The organism is Rheinheimera sp. 4Y26 (genome assembly GCF_025245835.1).
Classification (GTDB): Bacteria; Pseudomonadota; Gammaproteobacteria; order Enterobacterales; family Alteromonadaceae; genus Pararheinheimera.
Window position 1 is genome coordinate 121,699 of the sequence record NZ_JAOBWS010000003.1, and the last position, 20,528, is coordinate 142,226.

At 48.2% G+C, this 20,528-nt stretch carries 21 protein-coding genes; 6 read left to right on the forward strand and 15 right to left on the reverse strand.

The window, feature by feature from the left end; genetic code table 11:
* Positions 1 to 10: 10 nt before the first annotated feature.
* From N3Z11_RS05885 to glyA, 4 genes are all read right to left on the reverse strand, one after another.
* On the reverse strand, positions 11 to 661 hold the full coding sequence (locus N3Z11_RS05885) for a riboflavin synthase (protein WP_260656228.1): 651 nt from the start codon (positions 659 to 661) through the stop codon (positions 11 to 13).
* 2 nt (positions 662 to 663) lie between these two features.
* A complete protein-coding gene (ribD, locus tag N3Z11_RS05890; protein WP_260656229.1) occupies positions 664 to 1,785 on the reverse strand; it encodes a bifunctional diaminohydroxyphosphoribosylaminopyrimidine deaminase/5-amino-6-(5-phosphoribosylamino)uracil reductase RibD in 1,122 nt (373 codons plus the stop codon).
* A 3-nt stretch (positions 1,786 to 1,788) separates the two neighbouring features.
* Entirely contained in the window at positions 1,789 to 2,241 is a 453-nt protein-coding gene (nrdR, locus tag N3Z11_RS05895; protein ID WP_260656230.1) for a transcriptional regulator NrdR, read from the reverse strand.
* A 68-nt stretch (positions 2,242 to 2,309) separates the two neighbouring features.
* A complete protein-coding gene (gene glyA, locus N3Z11_RS05900) occupies positions 2,310 to 3,563 on the reverse strand; it encodes a serine hydroxymethyltransferase (protein ID WP_260656402.1) in 1,254 nt (417 codons plus the stop codon).
* Positions 3,564 to 3,841: 278 nt separating this feature from the next.
* On the opposite strand from glyA, the gene dinB reads away from it, so the two are divergent.
* Complete coding sequence (gene dinB, locus N3Z11_RS05905; RefSeq protein WP_260656231.1) at positions 3,842 to 4,897, forward strand: DNA polymerase IV; 1,056 nt, start codon at positions 3,842 to 3,844, stop codon at positions 4,895 to 4,897.
* Positions 4,898 to 5,107: 210 nt separating this feature from the next.
* On the opposite strand, the gene N3Z11_RS05910 is transcribed toward dinB, so the two are convergent.
* Both N3Z11_RS05910 and N3Z11_RS05915 read right to left on the reverse strand, forming a co-directional pair.
* Complete coding sequence (locus N3Z11_RS05910; RefSeq protein ID WP_031565533.1) at positions 5,108 to 5,320, reverse strand: cold-shock protein; 213 nt, start codon at positions 5,318 to 5,320, stop codon at positions 5,108 to 5,110.
* Positions 5,321 to 5,605: 285 nt separating this feature from the next.
* On the reverse strand, positions 5,606 to 6,931 hold the full coding sequence (locus tag N3Z11_RS05915; protein ID WP_260656232.1) for a DEAD/DEAH box helicase: 1,326 nt from the start codon (positions 6,929 to 6,931) through the stop codon (positions 5,606 to 5,608).
* Positions 6,932 to 7,077: 146 nt separating this feature from the next.
* On the opposite strand from N3Z11_RS05915, the gene N3Z11_RS05920 reads away from it, so the two are divergent.
* The 3 genes from N3Z11_RS05920 (at position 7,078) to N3Z11_RS05930 (ending at position 8,937) form a co-directional block, all read left to right on the forward strand.
* On the forward strand, positions 7,078 to 7,611 hold the full coding sequence (locus N3Z11_RS05920; RefSeq protein ID WP_260656233.1) for a DUF2058 domain-containing protein: 534 nt from the start codon (positions 7,078 to 7,080) through the stop codon (positions 7,609 to 7,611).
* Positions 7,612 to 7,922: 311 nt separating this feature from the next.
* A complete protein-coding gene (locus tag N3Z11_RS05925) occupies positions 7,923 to 8,507 on the forward strand; it encodes a GNAT family N-acetyltransferase (protein ID WP_260656234.1) in 585 nt (194 codons plus the stop codon).
* A complete protein-coding gene (locus N3Z11_RS05930) occupies positions 8,491 to 8,937 on the forward strand; it encodes a YaiI/YqxD family protein (RefSeq protein ID WP_260656235.1) in 447 nt (148 codons plus the stop codon). The genes N3Z11_RS05925 and N3Z11_RS05930 overlap by 17 nt, the downstream gene beginning before the upstream one ends.
* Positions 8,938 to 9,095: 158 nt before the next feature.
* Here N3Z11_RS05930 and N3Z11_RS05935 read toward each other — a convergent pair whose 3' ends face one another.
* On the reverse strand, positions 9,096 to 9,830 hold the full coding sequence (locus N3Z11_RS05935) for a class I SAM-dependent methyltransferase (protein ID WP_260656236.1): 735 nt from the start codon (positions 9,828 to 9,830) through the stop codon (positions 9,096 to 9,098).
* Positions 9,831 to 9,891: 61 nt separating this feature from the next.
* Here N3Z11_RS05935 and gloB point away from each other — a divergent pair, with 61 nt between their 5' ends.
* Together gloB and N3Z11_RS05945 are read left to right on the forward strand one after the other, a co-directional pair.
* Positions 9,892 to 10,671 carry a hydroxyacylglutathione hydrolase gene (gene gloB, locus N3Z11_RS05940; protein WP_260656237.1) on the forward strand — a complete coding sequence of 260 codons (780 nt, stop codon included), beginning with the start codon at positions 9,892 to 9,894 and terminating at the stop codon, positions 10,669 to 10,671.
* 137 nt (positions 10,672 to 10,808) lie between these two features.
* Complete coding sequence (locus tag N3Z11_RS05945) at positions 10,809 to 12,395, forward strand: LysM peptidoglycan-binding domain-containing protein (protein WP_260656238.1); 1,587 nt, start codon at positions 10,809 to 10,811, stop codon at positions 12,393 to 12,395.
* Between the two features lie 185 nt (positions 12,396 to 12,580).
* On the opposite strand, the gene N3Z11_RS05950 is transcribed toward N3Z11_RS05945, so the two are convergent.
* From N3Z11_RS05950 to N3Z11_RS05985, 8 genes are all read right to left on the reverse strand, one after another.
* A complete protein-coding gene (locus tag N3Z11_RS05950) occupies positions 12,581 to 12,820 on the reverse strand; it encodes a hypothetical protein (protein ID WP_260656239.1) in 240 nt (79 codons plus the stop codon).
* On the reverse strand, positions 12,817 to 13,995 hold the full coding sequence (locus N3Z11_RS05955; protein ID WP_260656240.1) for an HDOD domain-containing protein: 1,179 nt from the start codon (positions 13,993 to 13,995) through the stop codon (positions 12,817 to 12,819). Before N3Z11_RS05955 ends, N3Z11_RS05950 begins: the two co-directional genes overlap by 4 nt.
* Before the next feature lie 201 nt (positions 13,996 to 14,196).
* Positions 14,197 to 14,835 carry a maleylacetoacetate isomerase gene (gene maiA / locus N3Z11_RS05960; protein WP_260656241.1) on the reverse strand — a complete coding sequence of 213 codons (639 nt, stop codon included), beginning with the start codon at positions 14,833 to 14,835 and terminating at the stop codon, positions 14,197 to 14,199.
* A gap of 84 nt (positions 14,836 to 14,919) precedes the next feature.
* Complete coding sequence (locus N3Z11_RS05965) at positions 14,920 to 15,942, reverse strand: fumarylacetoacetate hydrolase family protein (protein ID WP_260656242.1); 1,023 nt, start codon at positions 15,940 to 15,942, stop codon at positions 14,920 to 14,922.
* A gap of 67 nt (positions 15,943 to 16,009) precedes the next feature.
* Positions 16,010 to 17,149, reverse strand: a complete 1,140-nt coding sequence (locus N3Z11_RS05970; RefSeq protein WP_260656243.1) for a homogentisate 1,2-dioxygenase — start codon at positions 17,147 to 17,149, stop codon at positions 16,010 to 16,012.
* Entirely contained in the window at positions 17,142 to 18,215 is a 1,074-nt protein-coding gene (gene hppD, locus N3Z11_RS05975) for a 4-hydroxyphenylpyruvate dioxygenase (RefSeq protein WP_260656244.1), read from the reverse strand. The genes N3Z11_RS05970 and hppD overlap by 8 nt, the downstream gene beginning before the upstream one ends.
* A gap of 217 nt (positions 18,216 to 18,432) precedes the next feature.
* Positions 18,433 to 19,995: a transcriptional regulator TyrR gene (tyrR, locus tag N3Z11_RS05980; protein WP_260656245.1), complete on the reverse strand. Its 1,563-nt coding sequence runs from the start codon at positions 19,993 to 19,995 to the stop codon at positions 18,433 to 18,435.
* A 148-nt stretch (positions 19,996 to 20,143) separates the two neighbouring features.
* The gene (locus N3Z11_RS05985) at positions 20,144 to 20,485 is read right to left on the reverse strand and encodes a 4a-hydroxytetrahydrobiopterin dehydratase (RefSeq protein WP_260656246.1); all 342 of its coding nucleotides are present in this window, start codon (positions 20,483 to 20,485) and stop codon (positions 20,144 to 20,146) included.
* Positions 20,486 to 20,528: the final 43 nt, after the last annotated feature.

The following is a 20,528-nucleotide window of genomic DNA, read 5'->3' on the forward strand; positions in this document are numbered from 1 at the left end:
GATTGTAGGCTCAGAGGAAGCCGCGTTGTTGTAACAATTCCAGACTCACGCCGGATTTGGCCGGTGCTGCAGCGCCGGTGATTAATCGTTCCAGATAACGGGCCAGCAAATCTACTTCCAGATGTACTTTGCTGCCCGCTTCGAGCAGTTCTAAAGTGGTTTGTTGTGCTGTATGCGGTACTATGGTTAAACGAAATTCATCAGCCAACAGCTCATTGACCGTCAAACTCACGCCATCGACAGTGATAGAACCTTTTTCAGCAATATAACGGGCAAGCTCTGGCGGCGTTTTTATAAAAATTTGCCAGGCACGACCAGATTTTTCAATGCGGCTGACGCTGCTGTTACCGTCGACATGACCGCTGACCAGATGACCACCGAGACGGGTGGTTGGCAACAGTGCTTTTTCCAGATTTAGCCGCTGACCGGTTTTGTAGCGGCCAAACAAAGTCCGCTTCAGTGTTTCAGTGGATACATCAGCACTGAACCAATCGGCACCAAAGGCCGTGACTGTCAGGCAAACACCATTGCTGGCAATACTGTCGCCCAGTTTCACATCGGAAAAATCCAGCGTCTGGCTCTGAATTTTCACGCAGACATCCCCGCCCCTGGGCGTTATTTGCAGCAAAGTGCCGGTAGCTTCAATAATTCCGGTAAACATTGTTATTGTCCTTTCACTTTGGCGCGTAAACGAAGATCGTCGCCAAACTGTTGAATATCAAACCAATTAAGCCTTGGCGCCTGTGACATTTCTGTCAGTTCAGCAAACTGCAACATAGGCCGCGCATCCGGGCCAAGTAACAGGGGCGCCTGATAAAGCACCAGCTCATCGACCAGTTGCTGTTGCCACAAACTGCTGGCTAATTGTGCCCCGGCCTCAACCCACAACAGATTGACCGGCAAAATGGCAATAAAGGCCATCACTGCTGTCAGGTCAAGGCGGCCGTCAGTGCCCAGAATAATGCCATGGCGCTGTACCTTCGCCCCGGCTGGCAACTGTAACTCTGGCCAGTGGTGATGCTGCTGATGCAACAAGATGATGTTGCCGCCCTGCAAAAACAAGGGTTCAAGGCCTGTTAAACGGCATTTCTGATCAAGAATAATCCGAAGCGGCTGGCGCAGGCTGCCGCTTTCCAGAGGTGTGATAGTGTCGGCACGCACATTCAGCAGCGCATCATCACAAAGTACGGTTTCGGCAGTTGATAAAATAGCGCAGCTTTGTGCCCGTAAATGCTGCACGTCGGTGCGGGCCCCGGCGCCTGTCAGCCATTTGCTGGCACCATTTTTCAGTGCAGTGCGGCCATCAATACTGGCTGCCAGTTTGAGCTGCACATAAGGGCGCTGATATTGCATTTTGTGCAAAAAACCAGGGTTGAGCACACGGGCTTGAGCTTCGAATAAACCGGTCTGAACCTCAATGCCTGCCTGTTGTAACAGAGCAATACCACGTCCGGCAACCTGGGGATTTGGATCAGTCATAGCCACCACCACCCGGCTGACTCCGGCGTCTATCAGCGCTAAAGCACAAGGCGGGGTGCGGCCATAATGGCTGCAGGGTTCCAGCGTGACATAACAAGTGGCGCCTCTGGCTTTTTCGCCTGCTTCGCGCAGCGCAAATACTTCGGCATGCGGGCCACCGGCCTGACGATGATAACCTTCGCCAACCACCTGCCCTTCTTTCACCACCACTGCCCCTACATTTGGATTAGGGGATGTGGTGTAACGACCAAGCGCTGCAAGCTCAAGCGCCCTTTGCATAAACTGTTCATCAGCTGCAGTAAACATCCGTTAATCATCCCCCAGTCTGGCAATTTCTTCACCAAACTCGCGGATATCCTTAAAGGAGCGATACACAGAGGCAAAGCGCACATAAGCCACTTTGTCCAGTTTTACCAGCCCATCCATGATCAGCTGACCAATCAGTTCACTCTGTACTTCCCGCTCGCCTGTGGCGCGCAGTTGTGACTCAATTTTGCTGATCAAAAGCTCAACCTGTTCGGTCGGTACCGGGCGTTTTTCCAGAGAACGTTGCAGGCCACTGCGCAATTTATCTTCGTTGTATGGTTCGCGTGAGCCATCTCTTTTGATAATGCGGGGCATCACCAGCTCAGCGGTTTCAAAAGTGGTAAAACGTTCATGACAGGCGCCACATTCCCGACGTCTTCTCACCTGATGGCCATCAGCAACCAGGCGGGAATCAATCACTTTGGTGTCGTCTGCACGGCAGAATGGACAAAACACAGGGCATTCCTTAAAAATATGGCCGCAATTGCGGCCATATTATCACTTTTTAACTTCGGCTTGCCAAATCAGCCGTAAACCGGGAAACGGGCACAAAGTTCAGTCACCTGACCTTTCACACGTTCAACTACGCCTTCATCACCCATATTGTCCAGTACATCACAGATGTAGTTGGCGACCAAACGGCTTTCGATTTCACCAAAACCACGACGGGTAATGGCCGGCGTACCGATACGTAAACCAGAAGTCACAAAGGGTGAGCGTGGGTCATTCGGCACTGAGTTTTTATTCACAGTGATATGAGCACGGCCCAGGGCCGCGTCAGCATCTTTACCTGTGATGTTTTTGTCAATTAAATCCAGCAGGAACAGGTGGTTCTGCGTACCACCAGACACAATTTTGTAACCACGGGCTTTAAACTCGTCGCACATAGCCACGGCGTTTTTCAGGACTTGCTGCTGATACAGTTTAAATTCCGGTTGCAGTGCTTCTTTAAAAGCCACAGCTTTGGCGGCGATCACATGCATCAGCGGGCCGCCCTGACCACCTGGGAATACGGCTGAATTGAGTTTTTTCTCAATCTCTTCGTTTTTACGCGCCAGAATTAAACCACCGCGCGGGCCTGCCAGCGTTTTGTGAGTGGTAGTGGTAACAACGTCGGCCACTGAAATTGGGTTTGGATATAAACCCGCAGCCACTAAACCCGCAACGTGCGCCATATCCACCATCAGATAAGCACCGACTTTATCAGCGATATCACGGAAACGCTGCCAGTCTACAATGCCTGAATAAGCAGAAAAACCAGCAATGATAAGTTTTGGCTTGTGCTCAAGGGCCAAAGCTTCTGCCTGATCATAATCAATCACACCAGTTTCAGGGTGCAGGCCATATTGCACAGCTTTGTACAATTTACCTGAAGCACTGACCGATGCGCCGTGTGTTAAGTGACCGCCATGGGCCAGGCTCATACCTAAAATAGTGTCGCCGGCATTTAATAAAGCAAGGAATACCGCCGAGTTGGCTTGAGAACCTGAATGCGGCTGCACGTTGGCATAATCAGCACCAAATAACTCTTTGGCGCGGGCAATAGCTAAATCTTCGGCAATATCAACAAACTCACAACCGCCGTAATAACGTTTGTGCGGGTAACCTTCGGCATATTTGTTGGTCAGTTGCGAACCCTGCGCTTCCAGCACCCGTGGGCTGCAATAGTTTTCAGAGGCGATCAGTTCAATATGCTGTTCCTGACGTTGCGTTTCGTCGGAAATGGCTTTGGCTAATTCCGGATCAAAACCGGCAATGGTCATATCACGCTTTAACATGCTTACTCCTGCGGCGGCACAAAGGCTTTTTAAGTTGTGGATCAACGAGCTAAAAAACTGGGCGCCATCATACATCGAATTACGCTGGCTTGCACTGATAAAGTGGCCGTCCATCCATCCAATTTGCATTAGATTAACTAATACCTTACAGCATCAGGTCAGATCTCCTGGCTGAAAACGGCTAACTTTCATCGGCTTATCTTTTTGACTTGACAGTTTTATAAATCAGCACAAAATAACTGTATATAAACACAGATATTTAAAAGTTGTGGATCAGAATGCGTAAAATCATTCATATCGACATGGACTGTTTTTTTGCCGCTGTTGAAATGCGCGATAACCCGGCATGGCGTGATATTCCGCTGGCAATAGGCGGTAGCCGCACCGAGCGTGGTGTGATCAGCACCTGTAACTACCCTGCCCGAGCTTTTGGTGTCAGGTCCGCTATGCCAACAGGCCAGGCGTTCAAACTTTGCCCACAACTTAAGCTTGTGCCGGGCAATATGGAAAAATATAAGGCGGTCAGCACGCAGCTGCAGGCAATTTTCCATCGTTATACTGATAAAGTGGAGCCGCTGTCGCTTGATGAGGCTTATCTGGATGTATCTGACAGCCCATTATTTTCCGGCTCAGCAACGCTGATTGCTGAAGATATCAGGCGTACTATTTTTTATGAAACCGGTTTAACTGCCTCAGCCGGTGTAGCACCAAACAAGTTTCTGGCCAAAATTGCCAGTGATGAAAATAAACCCGATGGCCTGTTTGTGCTGCCGCCTGACAAAGTCGCTACTTTTGTTGAACATCTGCCGCTGCGCAAAATTCCTGGTGTTGGGCAAAAAACCGCAGAAAGGCTGGCTAAGTTAGGGCTTCACTTATGTCGTGATATTCAGCAAGTGAGTTTACCCATACTCATCAAAGAGTTTGGCAGTTTTGCCGAGGTGTTGATTGAGCGCAGTAAGGGCAATGATTTGCGCGAAGTTCAAACCGAGCGCGAACGCAAATCAATCGCGGTAGAACAAACTTTTAGCCAGGATCTGCAGCAAGTGCTGCAAGGCCAGCAATGGCTGCACAGGCTGTATGAAAAACTACACAAAAGAGTCTTACGTTGTGATGCAAAGAATCATATCCAGAAAATTGGCATCAAACTGAAGTTTCAGGATTTTCGCCAGACCACCATCGAAAGGCAACATCATCAACTTGATTTACCTCTGCTGGAACAACTGCTGTCAGAAGCCTGGCAACGAGGGGAAGGCAAGGCAGTCAGATTAGTTGGGATCCATGTCGGTCTGAAATCACCGTCACAACAAGCCCAACTAGATTTACGCTGGGAATAGTTTATTTCATTCCCGTTGCTTGTCCGCACTATTCTTTAACGTTAAAAAACTCATCATCCAAAAGACACGCTTCACACAACTATTCATTTTTACCGTGGCAGTCCACATTTTACACAAATTAAAAGCGACTGAATTTTAAGTAAATTACAGGCAACAAAAAGCCGGCTACTTGAGCCGGCTCTTTACAGAAACTTTGACTATATATTGCTATTAAGCAACTACAGTTACGTTCTCAGCCTGAGGACCTTTCTGGCCTTCAGTTACTTCGAAAGTCACTTTCTGACCTTCTACCAGAGTACGACGACCAGTACCGTTGATAGCGCGGAAGTGAACGAAAACGTCTTTGCCGCCTTCACGCTCGATGAAACCAAAACCTTTATCTTCGTTGAACCACTTAACGGTACCGGAAATTAATTGTGACATAACATTCTCTTACTTTAACTAGATTTGCCATACAACTGGCGACTTAAATATTACCGGCCACGTTCGAGCTAGTACATATTACAACCCCATTATCAGTGAACCTCATAATTGGGTCAATAGGTATTGCTGTTCGAGCAGAAAATAAATTCCCTGCGTTCTGACCGCACCCATTGTTTGTAAGACAGGCTTAACAAACAATATGTTGCTATCATGCTCGTCTGTTTTTTGAGCTGATAACTTCTCGAGTGTAGCACCATTTAATGAATAAAAAACAAGCACCTTTGATTATTTTTGTTTTTTCTTTATCGGCGCAGAGCCATCATCTCCACCCTGGAAAAACTTCGGCGACTTTTTAACTGTCATTGTATCGGTGGCTGTAGCTGTATTTGTCTTCACTTTTTTCGGTTTTGCTTGCGTTGGCGTAACTTTTTTAGTTATCACCTTTGCTTGTTTAGCTTTGGCGCCATCGAATTTTGCGGGCAAGGCTTCAACCACCGCCATCTCTAGTGGCCGGCGTAAAAACTGTTCGATACGGACAAAACTATCCCAGTCTTTTGGCCCGACCAAAGAAAAAGCCTTGCCTTGTTGCCCTGCCCGTCCGGTACGGCCAATGCGATGCACATATTCTTCCGGGTGTTTAGGCATGTCAAAGTTGATCACATGCGACACCTGCAGCAAATCCAGACCACGGGATGCGACATCTGTGGTCACCAAAATTTGATATTTGTTGCTGGCAAATGCCTGCATCACGCTGTTACGCTGTGCCTGAGTTAATTTACCGTTCAAACCAACAGCAGCAAAACCGGCTTGCTGTACCAATAAGGCCAACCTGTCAGTATCTTCCCGGGTGGCGGTAAATATGATCAGTTGTTTGATTTGTTCTGTGGCCAGGAAGTGCTTCAGCAACGCTTCTTTATGCGTTAAGTTATCTGCAAAATAACACTGCTGCTGAATGTCTTTATGTGGGTCGTAGCCAGCACCTATCGCCACACGATAAGGGTCTTTTAATAAAGATAAAGCCAGTTCGTTTACATCTGCGTGATCAAGTGTGGCCGAAAACATCAATGTCTGGCGCAACCTGTGATTGGCGGCTTTATGAATAGCGGTTAACTGTGGCATAAAGCCCAAGTCGAGCATCCGATCGGCTTCATCCAGGATCAACATTTCAAGCCCCTGAATAAAAAAGCTTTTATGCTCCAGATGATCTGCAAGCCGCCCAGGTGTTGCCACAATAATATCGGGCTGGCGTTTTAACAGTTTTTCCTGATCGTTAAAGTTTTCACCACCGACAATAAAGGCGCTGCTGAGTCTGGTATTGGCAACAAATAAACGCAACTGCGCATAAATTTGTGAAGCAAGTTCGCGGGTTGGCGCCAGGATCAAGGCTCTGGCATCTTTTTGTGACAAAGGCCGGCTTTTTAACAGGCGCTGCATCATCGGCAGCAAATATGCCAGCGTTTTACCTGACCCGGTTTTTGACGAAACAATCAAATCTTTACCGACCATCACCGCAGGCACTGCTTCCTGTTGAATAGGCGTTGGCTGAGTAAAACCCAGATGGTCGATGGAGCGGATGATCCTGGGGTCAAGTTTTAAATCGCGAAATGGCAAAGCAGACTCTCTTTATTAAGAAAAAACCTGCATAGCATAACCGAAAAGCCAACACATCGTCAGCATTTGTGCCAGCACTGAGCCACTTTGCAACTTGGAAAGAACATGAAACAATAAAGCCAAACCGGATTTTTAGGGAAACCAAAATGAGTAAATCTCTGCAGGAGCAGCTGCTCAAGGCTGGCCTTGGTAATGCAAAAAAACTCAATGCGATTAAAAAAGAAAAACACAAAGAGCGGGTTCAGGCCGGCAAAAACGGTGTAGTGGTGAATGAAGCAGCTATTCTTGCCGAACAAAGCAGGCAGGCTCAGATTGCCAAAGATCAGGAGCTGAACCGGCAAAAAACTGAAGCCTTAGCCAAAAAAGCACTGGCCGCTCAGGTGAAACAAATTGTTGAGTTAAACAGTTTGCCGCACAAAGGTGAGATTGCCTTTAACTTTACAGACGGCACTCTGGTAAAACGTATTTACGTCAGTGAAAAAGTACAACAACAACTGGTCAAAGGTTTGATTGCCATCGCTAAAGTCGGCGAACAGTACCACCTGATTCCGATCCAGATCGCAGAAAAAGTACAACAGCGCTTGCCCGAGGCTGTGTTGGTGCTCAACCAGCAGGATGAACAGCTGCCGGAAGACGACCCTTATGCCGACTTTAAGATCCCTGATGATTTAATGTGGTAAACAAAAGCTTTGAGTCAGCGCGGAGATACACCTCTGAATCACCATAAAAAGAAGATCACTGTGTTGTCCTGGCTGTTGTTGGCGCTGGCCGGTGCTGTGTCAACGTTGCTCAGCATTATAAATAACAACTTTCAGTGGGTCTTTGCGCTGTCAGCCGTTATTTCCTGGGTAATGCTGAGTTGGATTTGGTCTGACAAAAACTTTTATCAGCAGCCCTTTTATCGCTGGAGCTGGTACCTGACCACTCTGCTGTTTTTTATCACGCTCAGTGCTGTTATTTATCAATTCCGGGCCGGGGGAGGACTCTAAGCATGTCGGATTATCAGCTGCAAAGCGCCAATATTGACGATTGCCTGGCGCTGAGCCGCTGTTTTGACAGTGCTGCAGCGCTTAGTCAGTGGGGTGGCGAGGGTTTTGTTTACCCGGTGAATAAACTGCAGTTTTTGCATCAGTTACACAAACCCGATACTGAAAGTTATCAGCTCAGTCTGCACGGCACTGCGATTGGCTTTGGTCAGATTTGTGACCGTTTTGGCAAACATCATCTGGCGCGTTTGTTGGTGTTGCCACAATATCGTGGCAAACAACTGAGTTATGTGTTGTTGCTTTCGTTAATGGCAAGAGCATTACAACAAAACCCCAAACTTGATTTTTCGTTGTTTGTGTTTAAACACAACCACCTCGCTGCACATTGTTATCAGCAATTGGGTTTTGTTGAAAAACCGCAACCTGGCAGCAGTCATCCGGACTTACGTTTTATGCAATTAAGCAATCAGCAAGCCAAAACCTTGCTCAATGCCAATCCCTGGTATTTAAAAACAACAGCCATAGGGCCTTTAGTTCATTGTGTAAAAGAATTACAAATGCAGGAGCCTTTTCATGCCCATATGGATTGATGCTGACGCCTGCCCCAAGGTATGCCGTGACATGTTATGTCGCGCCGGCGAACGAACCGCAACATCCCTGATTTTTGTGTCAAACCACCCTATTCCACTGCCAAAAAGTCCGCTGATTAAAGCTGTACATGTGCCCTCTGGTTTTGATGTCGCTGACAATAAAATCGCCGCCGACATTATGCAGGGGGACTTGTTGATCACTCAGGATATTCCGCTGGCCGCTGCTGCAATTGCCAAAGGCGCTTTGGTGATCACACCAAGGGGTGATTTACTGGATAAAAACAATATTGGCGAGCGTCTGACACTGCGTAACTTTCAGGAAGAGCTGCGCGGCAGCGGCCTGCTAAGTGGTGGCCCGGCGGCTTTGGACAATAAAGACAAACAAAAATTTGGTAATGCGCTGGATAAATACCTGAGCAGCCGGCGTTAAAGTTCAACTAATTTGCTGCGTTTTCTATTCTACGCCGGCTCTTTACGCTACACGGGCTCTTTTCACTCCAAGTGCAGGCAACAAAGCTGTCCACGCGTCCGTTCTAATCACTTCAGTACAGCCTGCCCCACTTCAGCATAGGTGATTGACCGACAAAGTTAACTCTGCTGCCTGGCGCTGATGCCTTTTACCGCTGGGTTAAAGCTATTGGTGAGCTGCCATTTAGGTTTAATCGGTGTCAGCGGCAAGGTTCTTTTGCGGGCAACCAGCACATAAGCGGCGCCGAAATAATGCAAATGCTGCTCTGCCCACAGTTTAAAGGCAGGCAAACTGTTTTTCTCCGACAACATGCTGCTGCAAAACAGCCGCTGTTCGTACAAAACTTCAAATCCAAGCAAATGCAGCCAGTCTTTCACCCTTGCCATGCTAAAAAACCGCCCCGTCCAGGGTAAACGATGTTGTAAGCCTGGCCAGAGTTTTAACAGCCCACACAGACTCACCGGATTAACACCGCTTAACAACAAATAACCGTCTGGCATCAACACGCGGTGGGCTTCACGGATCACATGGTGTGGGTCCTGTGTATATTCCAGACAATGCGCCAGCAACACTGCATCCACTGCATGTTCGATAAAAGGCAGATCATCAGGGTCGGCCATTACAGTGGCAAGTTCAGCTTGAGTTGCCAGCCTGATCTGGTGCTTAATGCTGCAGGCGCTGGTATCAAGGGCACTGCTCAAATCACCAACTTTCAGCAAGTGGTAACCAAAGATCCGTGGCCACCATAAGTTAAACTGCGCTTCGAGCTGCTGCGACAGCGCCTGGCCGCTGGCAAAATCAGTCCAGCGCAGTGGTACTGTGGCAGGAATGTGTCGGCTTAATGCAGGTTTCATTGTGCTGGCGCCCTTATACTAAAACAGGTGAATTACAAAATAATCTAAAGAGATCAATCAGATGTACCATATCACCGCCATAGCTGCATTTAAAGATAACTATATCTGGTGTCTGCATCATCAGCACAAAGCTGTGTTGGTTGACCCGGGTGACGCCGAAGTCGTCCATGCTTTTTTAACTGCTCATCAGCTGGAGCCTGTCGCCATTCTGGTCACTCATCATCACTGGGACCATGTAGACGGCATTCCGGCTTTGCAACAGCATTGGCCAGAATTAGCAGTGTATATCAGTGCAGGCGAGCGCGACAAAACCAAACACCAGTTAAAAAACTGCCATATTGTCAGTGATGCGATGCAGTTTGCGATGAAAGAACTTCAGTTAACTTTTAACGTGTTGGCCGTGCCCGGCCATACGCTGGGACATGTTGCTTATTTTTGTCAGCTCCCTGAGCAAGAGCCGGTGCTATTTTGTGGTGATACCCTGTTTAGTGGCGGTTGTGGCCGTCTATTTGAAGGTACACATCAGCAAATGTACCAGTCGCTGCAAAAAATAAACACACTGCCAAGCAACACCCAAATTTACTGCACCCACGAATATACCCTGGCCAATCTGCAATTTGCACATGAAGTGGAACCAGATAACAACGCCATAGTCGAATACCGGGTTTGGTGTGAAGCAAAGCGTGCTGTCAATCTGCCAACACTGCCATCCAGTCTGGATAAAGAGCGGCAAATGAATCCTTATTTACGTTGTGAAATGCCGGCATTACAACAGCGCTGGCAGCAACAGAACGGCAGCGACTTGTTTCGTTTTTTAAGGTTATGGAAAGACAGGTATTAAGCCAAACTTGCATTCACCTCAGGAGCAGGTAACATACCGCTCTTTTTGCCGCAGCATTGTTGCAGGGAACAAGGCGGTATTTGCGGTGGCTGGCACCACAGTTAAATTGTATTAAAAATGGTAGATAACGGATGCTTGTGTTCAAAAAACTTGTATTGACCTTTGTTGTACTGGCACTGGTCAGTTGTACCGCACGTCCGGTATCTGACTCATCACAACAGCCAATGCAAGACACATCGCAATCAGAAACAGTCACACCCGATAACACAACGCAACCCGGGCCTGCGACTCAAAACCATCAATCTGCCAGCGCGCCACAGAATCAACTTTCTCAGTTTGACTCCGTCTGGCAACGTATTGGCCATCAAGTCAGTATTTCAGTGCCGGACAATGCCGACATCCGCGCACAAAGAGCATTTTACAAAAAACATCAAAAGCTGCTGGACGAAGTATCCAGAAGAGCCGAACCCTTTTTGTATCATATTGTGCTTGAGTTGGAAAAACGCAAGATGCCGGTTGAACTGGCATTATTGCCGATAGTGGAAAGCTCATTTAATCCGCTGGCTCAGGCTGGTGCGCCAGCCGGTTTATGGCAGATGGTGCCACAAACGGCACGAAACTTTGGCCTCAAACGCAACGAATGGTATGACGGGCGCAAAGATCCGATTGCATCTACAGCAGCCACCCTTGATTACCTGCAATATCTGTATCAACTTTTAGGTCAGGACTGGCTCAATGCTGTCGCGGGATACAATTCAGGCGAAGGCACTATCGAAAGAGCCATCCGGCGAAATCAGCAAGCGGGCCGGCCTATTGATTTCTGGTCTTTGAACCTGCCTAGAAAATCCACCGTTTATATGCCCAAATGGCTGGCGCTGATTGATCTGGTACAAAAACCTGAACATTATGGCGTACGTTGGGGTTATATCGCCAACAAACCCAGCATAGGCTTTGCCAGCATCAAAGGCCCTGTAGATATGGCACAAGCTGCAAGCCTGGCGGGGTTATCATTAACTGAACTTCGGAAACTCAATCCGGCTTTTAGAAAAAGCACCACTGCGCCTGGCGGTCCTTATTCACTGGTGTTACCGCTGGATAAAGTTGACTCCTTTAACCGCCAGAGCGAACAACTTAAACTACAAAAACCTTCAGTAACAACAGACAGTTACACTGTAAAATCAGGTGACAGTCTGGGCAGCATTGCCAAACGTTATCAGGTCACTGTTGCTGCACTTCGAAAAGCTAATCAACTCAGCTCAGACCAACTGAAAATAGGCCAAAAACTGGCTTTGCCCGGCGCTGCATTTTCATCAGGTTCTTTTGCAGCCTCAGGCAATCAGCGCACTGAAAAGGCCGGTAGCAAAAAACCGTCGCAGCCGCGCTCATATCAGGTAAAAACCGGGGATAATCTGTGGGATTTAAGCCGGGAGTTTAAAGTGGATTTAATGGAGCTGGCCAGACTGAATAAGTTGACCAAAAGCGCCGCATTAAAACCCGGCCAAAAAATTCTGATCCCGGCAACAGCAAAAACCAGCCAGGGCAAAAACAGCAAGAACAAAGGCTCAAATGAAGGCACTGCCCGCTATACAGTGAAAAGCGGTGATTCGCTGGATAAAATTGCCAGAAAACACAAAGTGAAAGTCGCAGATTTAATACGCTGGAATGCGCTGCAAGCGCACAGCACCTTACAACCGGGGCAAAAACTGAAAGTTACAGGTGTCTGACTTCAACCAAGCCGGTTGCTTTTGCCGGGCTAAGTTTGCCCGGCGGAAAAAGTTCGGAAACTGAATTTGATAACAATGAGTGGATGTTAAAGCAGAGCTTTATCACTATGTTTAAACACCAGCCTTCGATTATCACATAACGTAAAAAATATCTGAAAACCTGGCAGGCCGACAAAGTCGCAAAACTAAACTTTTAGTCTGACTTCGCCTTTTTGACCGGGATGTTCATTTTGTAACTGTAAAGCCGGCAATACCCCCCAGCATATCAGCATCACAGGCGCCAGCCAGATATACCAAGGCATGCCTGGATGATCGTAACTATGCCACCAGATGGTCAGGGCGGCGGCAAGTTGAAACAAAAGCCCCACACATCCAACATAAAACAACGTGGCATTCAGCCATTTTTTGGGTAATACAACTTTCATAATTCAGGCTCCGTCACCTGCTGTTGTAAACGACAAAAGGTGTCCGTCAGTTTAAACTGCGCCAATGCATGCCAGCAGGGGGTTGGTAAACTCTCATCCTGTTGCTGACGGCGAAACATCAGCACATAAGAACTCAGATGCAAAATGGTTTGTAATAAACCCGGCTCCGCCACTTCATTCAAGCTCAGCCGGTACATCACGGCGTCACAAATATCCTGATCAAATCCCCACAATAACAACAAATAAGCACTGATCAGGCAATGATCAGGGATCCCCTCCTGAAACATATCTTCTTCGGTTAAACGTTGCAGCTGCAGTGGCATGGCCGACAATAACACCAAAGGCCCCAGCACCTGTAATAAGCCGGCTAAAAACGCTTTGTCAGCAAGAGACGCCCCTCCCTGCTGGGTTTTGGCCAGTTGACTTGCCATGCCGGCCAGTTCAAAAGATTCATGCAATAACTGCTGATGTAAATCCGGCCGGATCTTGCCTTCATACTGACTATGCAACTGCACGGCAAAAGCCACGGCTTTAATGAGGGAGCGACCTAAACGCACCACCACTTCGGCTAAATCAACAGTCTGGCGGCTAAATCCCAGATAAGCGGAGTTGGCAATTTGCACCAGCTTCGCTGCCAATGGCGCTTCGCGGGCAATAGCCGTAGCCAGTGCGTGCGTGCTGCTATTCGCATCATCTAACAACTGGAGCAGGGTCTGATAATGATTCTGCTGCACCGGCAGCGAATAAATCTGGCCAAGCTGATAACGGCTATGCGCCGTAAAATTGCCACTGTACAGCTGCTGCACCCGCAAAAACAGCTGGATAAATTGCTGATCACTGACCGGCGACGACAGCAAAATTTGCGCGGCATGGTTGGTCGCCAACAATAAAGGATCGGTGTTTTTATCCGACAACAGCACCCGTACTGTTGCCGGACTGTGGCGACAACAAAAATCCAGCAGCAAATCGCCACTGTCTTCCGGCTGCAGCCATTGGGTCAGTAATAAAGTGACGGTTTCTGTTTTCAGTAATTGCCTGGCAATTTTAGCGTCGGCAACATAATGACAAACCCATTCAGGTAGCGACTGTTGCAGCAAATGTCTGAGGGAAGCCTGCGCCAGCGGATCCGGCACAACCAAAATGGCTACAAAAGCCTGAGTGGGTTCTTGATTCACTGCGAAACTCCGGCAAAGGCGGGACTCTTGTTATTGTAGCCAACTTGAACTGACAATGCGGAGGAAGAGTCTTCGCTGCAACGACAACTTTGCTGATGTTGTAACACAGAGTCCGGGCCTGATGCCAGCCTGTTTTACCACTAGGGATTTTGCGCAAATGCAGCGGCCATCAGCTGTCATCGGCCGCTGCCAATTTGACTTTTACTGCGCGTCAGGTTGTTGCTCAGGTGAAGCTATGATAAAAGCCGGCAACGAGGTGCAGTGCTGATAAATCCGCTTTAAGGTTGGATAAGCAGACAAATCCAGACTAAAACGCACCGCATTATAAATTTGTGGTACCAGGCAAATATCCGCCCAGGTGACTTCATCACCAAAACAACAGCTGCCTGCAGTTTTCTGGATACGCAACTCCAACGCTTGTAAACCTTGCTGCAACCAATGCTGGATCCAGTGCAGTTTCTGTTGTTCACTGAGGCCAAGTGGCCCGGTCAAATACTGCAACACCCTCAGATTATTCAGAGGATGAATGTCACAGGCGATATCGAGCGCCACGGCCCTCACCTGCATCTCCAACTTTAAATCTTTTGGCAATAAAGCTGGTGTTGGGTGTAATGCTTCTAAATATTCCAGAATCGCCAGCGACTGATTCAGTTTTAAATCACCATCCACCAGCACAGGCACCAGCTGCGCCGGGTTCAATGCCTGATAATCGGCACTACGCTGCTCGCCGCCTTCTCTTAACAAATGCACATAACGGGTATCGGGCTGCAACCCTTTCAGTGCCAGGGCAATACGCACCCGGTAGGCCGCCGATGAACGCCAGTAACTGTAAAATTCCATAACATGCTCCTGCAATAAAAACCGCACATAACAAAAAGCTACCCATCAGAGTAGCTTTTTGTCTGCCTTATTGATCTTTGCGTTTCAGCGACCTGGCTGATAAGCCACCACTTGCTGATCAATAGCACCAAAAACACTCTGTCCCTGCTCATCCAGCACTTCAATGCGGATGCGGTCACCAAATTTCATAAAAGCTGTGGCAGGTTTACCATCACGAATGGTTTCAATCATCCGCACTTCGGCAATACAGCTGTAGCCTACCCCACCTTCGTCAATCGAAGTGCCATAGTCAGTGCCCTGCTTGTTTGACACTGTACCAGAACCAATAATAGCGCCTGCGCCGAGGTTACGGGTTTTGGCAGCATGAGCAACCAACTGACCAAAGTTAAAGGTCATATCCACACCGGCATTGGGTTTACCAAAAAGTTTGCCGTTCAAATGCGACACCAGAGGTAAATGCAGTTTGGCGTCGTGCCAGTGCTGACCCAGCTCGTCCGGTGTTACCGCCACAGGGCTAAAGGCCGACGCAGGTTTAGACTGGAAAAAACCAAAACCTTTGGCCAGTTCATTTGGAATAAGGCCACGTAAAGACACATCGTTGACCAGCATCACCAGACGAATTTGACTGGCAGCCTGCTCCGGTGTGCATGCCATAGGTACATCACCGGTGATCACTGCAACTTCACCTTCAAAATCAATGCCATAGTCTTCAGATACCACTTCAATCTGATCACGTGGACCAATAAAGTCGTCTGAACCGCCCTGATACATCAGAGGATCTGTCCAAAAACTTGGTGGCATTTCAGAGTTACGGGCGCGGCGCACCAGCTCAACATGGTTGACATAAGCACTGCCATCAGCCCACTGATAAGCACGGGGTAATGGCGACTCACAAGCAGCCTCATCAAAAGCAAACTCGTTTTGTACTGAGCCCTGGTTCAGGCCCTGATAAACTTCGGCCAGAGCAGGTGCTAGGCTTGACCAGTGGTCGAGCGCATATTGCATAGTGGCAGCAAGATGCGGCACCGCCACCGCTTTTGTTAAATCGCGGCTGACCACCACCAACTGACCATCACGACTGCCATTTTTCAGACTGGCTAATTTCATAACTTACATTTCCTATCAATTCTATTGTGTTGCAGCCTGAATTGTATTGTTCAGGCTGCATAGTGCATCAGGTTGCAGGTTTTACTTTCCAGCTGTTCACATAATCCGGATTTTCCGTCGCTTCAGCCGCAGGCCCCACTTCCAGCGCGTCGCGCGTGTCAAGCATAACTGCCACTTCGTCGGTAAACTTTTTCCGGTACTCAAGGCCGGCCTGGAAGGCTTTTGGATGTGGGCCATGGGTAAAACCGGCCGGGTGAAAAGTCACCATACCGCGTTCGATATTGTCGCGGCTGAAGAAGTCACCGGCATGATAAAACAGCACTTCATCATAATCGTCATTGTTATGATAAAACGGCACTTTTAACGCACCAGGGTCACTTTCAATCGGTCTTGGCACAAAGGTACAAACTACAAAACGCTGCGCCACAAAAGTGGTATGAGCCGATGGCGGCAAATGGTATCTGTGGCTCATTAATGGCCGGATATCCCGCCAGTTAATGCGCATCACCGATAAATCGCCATGCCAGCCAATCGCATCCAATGGGTTAAAGGGGAAAGTTACTGTGGAAATTTTGTTGTGACGTTTGATCTGAACTTTGGTTTCCACTTCGCTGTACTGGGCTTTAAAAGCGTCGTCAATTTTTGGCGTGTCCAGCATAGCGGCGTCAAAAATTGCATGATTGCCCACCAGGCCTTTTTCCGGCAGCTGGTATGAATCATTGGTCGCTTCAATCATCAGCACAAACAAAGGTTCGTTTGGCACCAGGCGCCACATGGTCGACCTTGGGATCACCACATAGTCACCATCACGCAAAGTTAAATGGCCATAGTCACAATAAAACTCGGCACTGCCTTCGTGAATAAATAGAAGGTCGTCACCATCGGCATTACGCACCAAATAATCCATCGGCGCGTCGATGCGCCAGGTGCGCATTTTGCAATGCGCATTGTGCAGCAAATCAGGCACTAACCACGGGGAATTGCTCTGATCTTCGCCAATCTGGTTAAAGTTGAACAGTCGTGGCCGCAACGGGCCCTGCCAGTCACTCCAGCCGGTTGGCGCATGGGTATGATGCAAATGCGACGCCGGGCCAAAAAAGCCACTGCGACCGGTTTCACGCTCATAAATCGCCTGCTCAGGGAAGTCGGCATGCGCCTGACGCGACACATTGCCTTCTTTAATCGGAAAGGACGCCCACTTACGCATCTGCCAGTACTCCACGACGGATTTGGTCTTCTTCAATAGATTCAAACAAGGCTTTGAAGTTACCTTCACCAAAACCTTCGTTGCCTTTACGCTGGATAATTTCGAAGAACACCGGACCAATCACAGTTTTGGTGAAAATCTGCAGCAAAATACCATCTTTTTCCGGCGCGCCGTCAATCAGAATACGCAGCTCACGCAGCATGTCCACATCTTCACCATGACCTACAACACGACTGTTCACCTTGTTGTAATAAGTGTCAGGTGTTGGCATAAAGTCCATGCCACGCTCACGTAAAGTACGTACTGTTTTGTAAATATCTTCAGTGGTTAAGGCAATGTGCTGAATGCCTTCACCTTTGTATTCACGGATAAATTCTTCGATCTGAGATTTATCGTCTGAAGATTCGTTAATTGGAATACGGATTTTGCCACAAGGCGCAGTCATGGCGCGTGATACTAAACCGGTCAGCTTACCTTCGATATCAAAATAACGGATTTCGCGGAAGTTACCGATCTTTTCATAAAAACCAGCCCACAGATTCATATTGCCACGACGCACGTTGTGGGTTAAGTGGTCCAGCACTTCCAGGCCCACACCGTGTGCCGACATTTCGGTCTGCCAGTTGTCGTAAAATTTAAAGTCGATGTCATACACCGAGCTTTGACCATAACGGTCGACAAAATACAACAGGCTTGAACCAATGCCATAAACAGCCGGAATATTCAGCTCCATCGGTCCAATCTGGTTTTTGTATTCTTTGGCACCATTGGCAACCGCATGTTTCAGTGCTGCTGCAGCGTCTTTGACCCGAAATGCCATAGCACAAACGCTTGGGCCATGCTCACGGGCAAAGGCTTCTGCCTGAGAATTTGGCTCCGCATTGATAATAAAATTGATATCACCCTGTTTGTACAACCAGGCTTGTTTCGAACGATGCTGGGCAACTTCAGTAAAACCGAGTGAGGCAAATAGTTGTTTTAACTTGTTGATGCCTTCTGCGTCTGCAGCAGTGTATTCAACAAACTCAAAACCATCGGTTCCTAAAGGGTTAATAGGGTCAAACATCAGCATACTCCAAAGATAAGGTCTTGTTTTATCCTTATATCTTGAAGCTATCCGCTAAAAATGGAAGGGGCCGGCTGCAGATGGGCAAAAGTGGCTAAAACAGCCGTTTTGTACGCTTTGCTATACGAAATGCTGACTTTCCCGAAATCAGTAAAAAAAACGCCGGAATCATGGGATCCCAGCGTCATCAGAGTATAGATTAACGCACAAAGCGTAATTATATTTTTACGCTCTTGCGATTAATACCGTACTCACGCAGTTTATTGGCCACAGCAGTGTGGCTGAGCCCGAGCTTTTTCGCCAATTGCCGTGAACTTGGATAAGCCGGGAATAGTTTACGCAGCAAATTGGCTTCAAAACGTTTCACCGCTTCGTCCAGAGTGCCATCAAAATCTTTTTCCAGATAACCAAAGTCATTGGTGTAGCTTGGCAGCTGCAATTGTTCTTTATCCAGCTCATACCCTTCGAGCAGAGTTACGGCACGATACAGCGCATTTTCCAGTTGCCGCACGTTACCAGGCCACGGATATTGCTGAATAAACTGCGCACAATCGTCCGTTAACCGTGGAGCTTTACGACCCAGCCTTGCGGAAAAACGACTGATAAAAGATTCAGCAAGCGGCAGAATATCCTGTTTGCGCTCCCGAAGCGGTGGTAACGCCAGGGTTAACACATTGAGCCGGTAATACAAGTCTTCGCGGAAGGTTCCTTCCTGCACCATACCAGGTAAATCTTTTTGCGTGGTGCAAATGACCCGTACGTCCACACGCACTTCATTTTCATCGGCAATACGGCGGAAGCTGCCGTCCTGCAAAAACCTTAATAACTTGGTTTGCAGCTCGCGCGACATTTCCCCTACTTCATCTAAAAACACTGTGCCTTTATTGGCCTGTTCAAAAATGCCTTTTTTGCCTTCAACAGTGCCAGGGAAGGCATTCGGGCCATAACCAAAAAGCTCAGACTCGGCGACATTGTCGGGCATGGCCGCGCAGTTCACTGCCAGAAAAGGCTTGCCCGCTCTGCTGCTGGCGGCATGGCAGGCTCTGGCCAACAGTTCTTTACCAGTACCTGTTTCACCAACAATCAGAATAGGGGCATCAAGCTGGGCCATTTTTTTCGCTTCGCGCACTACCCGGCGCATCACATTGCTGGTGGCTTGCAGGTTGTTAAAACTTTCCTGATCTCCTTTTTTAAACACCACCATCTGCTCGCCAAGCCGGCTTTCAGATTTTAAGTTGATCACCGCGCCTGCCAGAATTTCATGGCCAGATTCATCCGGCACCATCACCGGTAGAATATCGGCAATAAATCTTTTACCGTGCAGCTCCAACCGGCGGGTTTGCGCCAGCACATCGTCACTTTCCAGCCAGCGTAAAAAGTTAAAGCCTTTGACCATATTCATCAGCGACTGCCCGGCTACGTCGGCTTCATTCACTGACAACGCTTGTAGCGCGGCTTCGTTAATAATGGTGACATTGGCTTTGGTGTCGATGGCAATCACGCCGTCGGGCAGGGTTTTGAGCAAAGTAGATAATTCGTTGTGTTCACGCTCAGAAGGTAAAAATGCGGTGGTTTTTACATCGTCAACGCCGGGGATACGGCGAATTTTTGCCATAAGCTCCTGAAACTTTTCAAAATCAACGGTTGGGAAAGCGACATACATCCGCCCGAGAACAGGGTCAACTTCGATGCCGCGTAAATCGATCTGATAATGCACCAGAATATTCAGGACTTCCTGCGCTATGCCAAGCCGGTCCTGGCAGTGGATTTCTAAACGCATTGCCTCTCACACCTTTTGCTGATGGGGTTACTTCATGATACGGCATCCTACGCAAGGCAGACCAGTATTTTTGTAAACTATTGTGAACAATTTCCTTTAGACAATAAAAAAAGCTGCCGTAGCAGCTTTAGTTATCAGTGAAAAGGCTTTAGTCAGCCAATAGCTGGTCGGTTTTAGCGGCGCAGATAAAGTCGTTCTTGTGCAGGCCTTTAATCGAATGCGACCACCAGGTGACTGTCAGTTTACCCCATTCCAGCAGTAATGCCGGGTGATGGCCTTCCTCTTCTGCCATTTGCGCCACTTTATTGTGAAATGCCCAGGCCTGTTTAAAGTTTTTAAACTTGTAGCTGCGCTCCAGTTGCAAAATGCCATCACGCACGACCGGCACCCAGTCCGGTAACTGACGCATCAGTTCCGGCAATTCGGCGTCAGACACTTTTGGCGCATCAGCGCGGCAGGCTTCACATTTCATTACAGCTAATTCAGTCATGGTAGTTCTCTGTTGTCCTTGTTGATCTTGCTATTACCGGCGC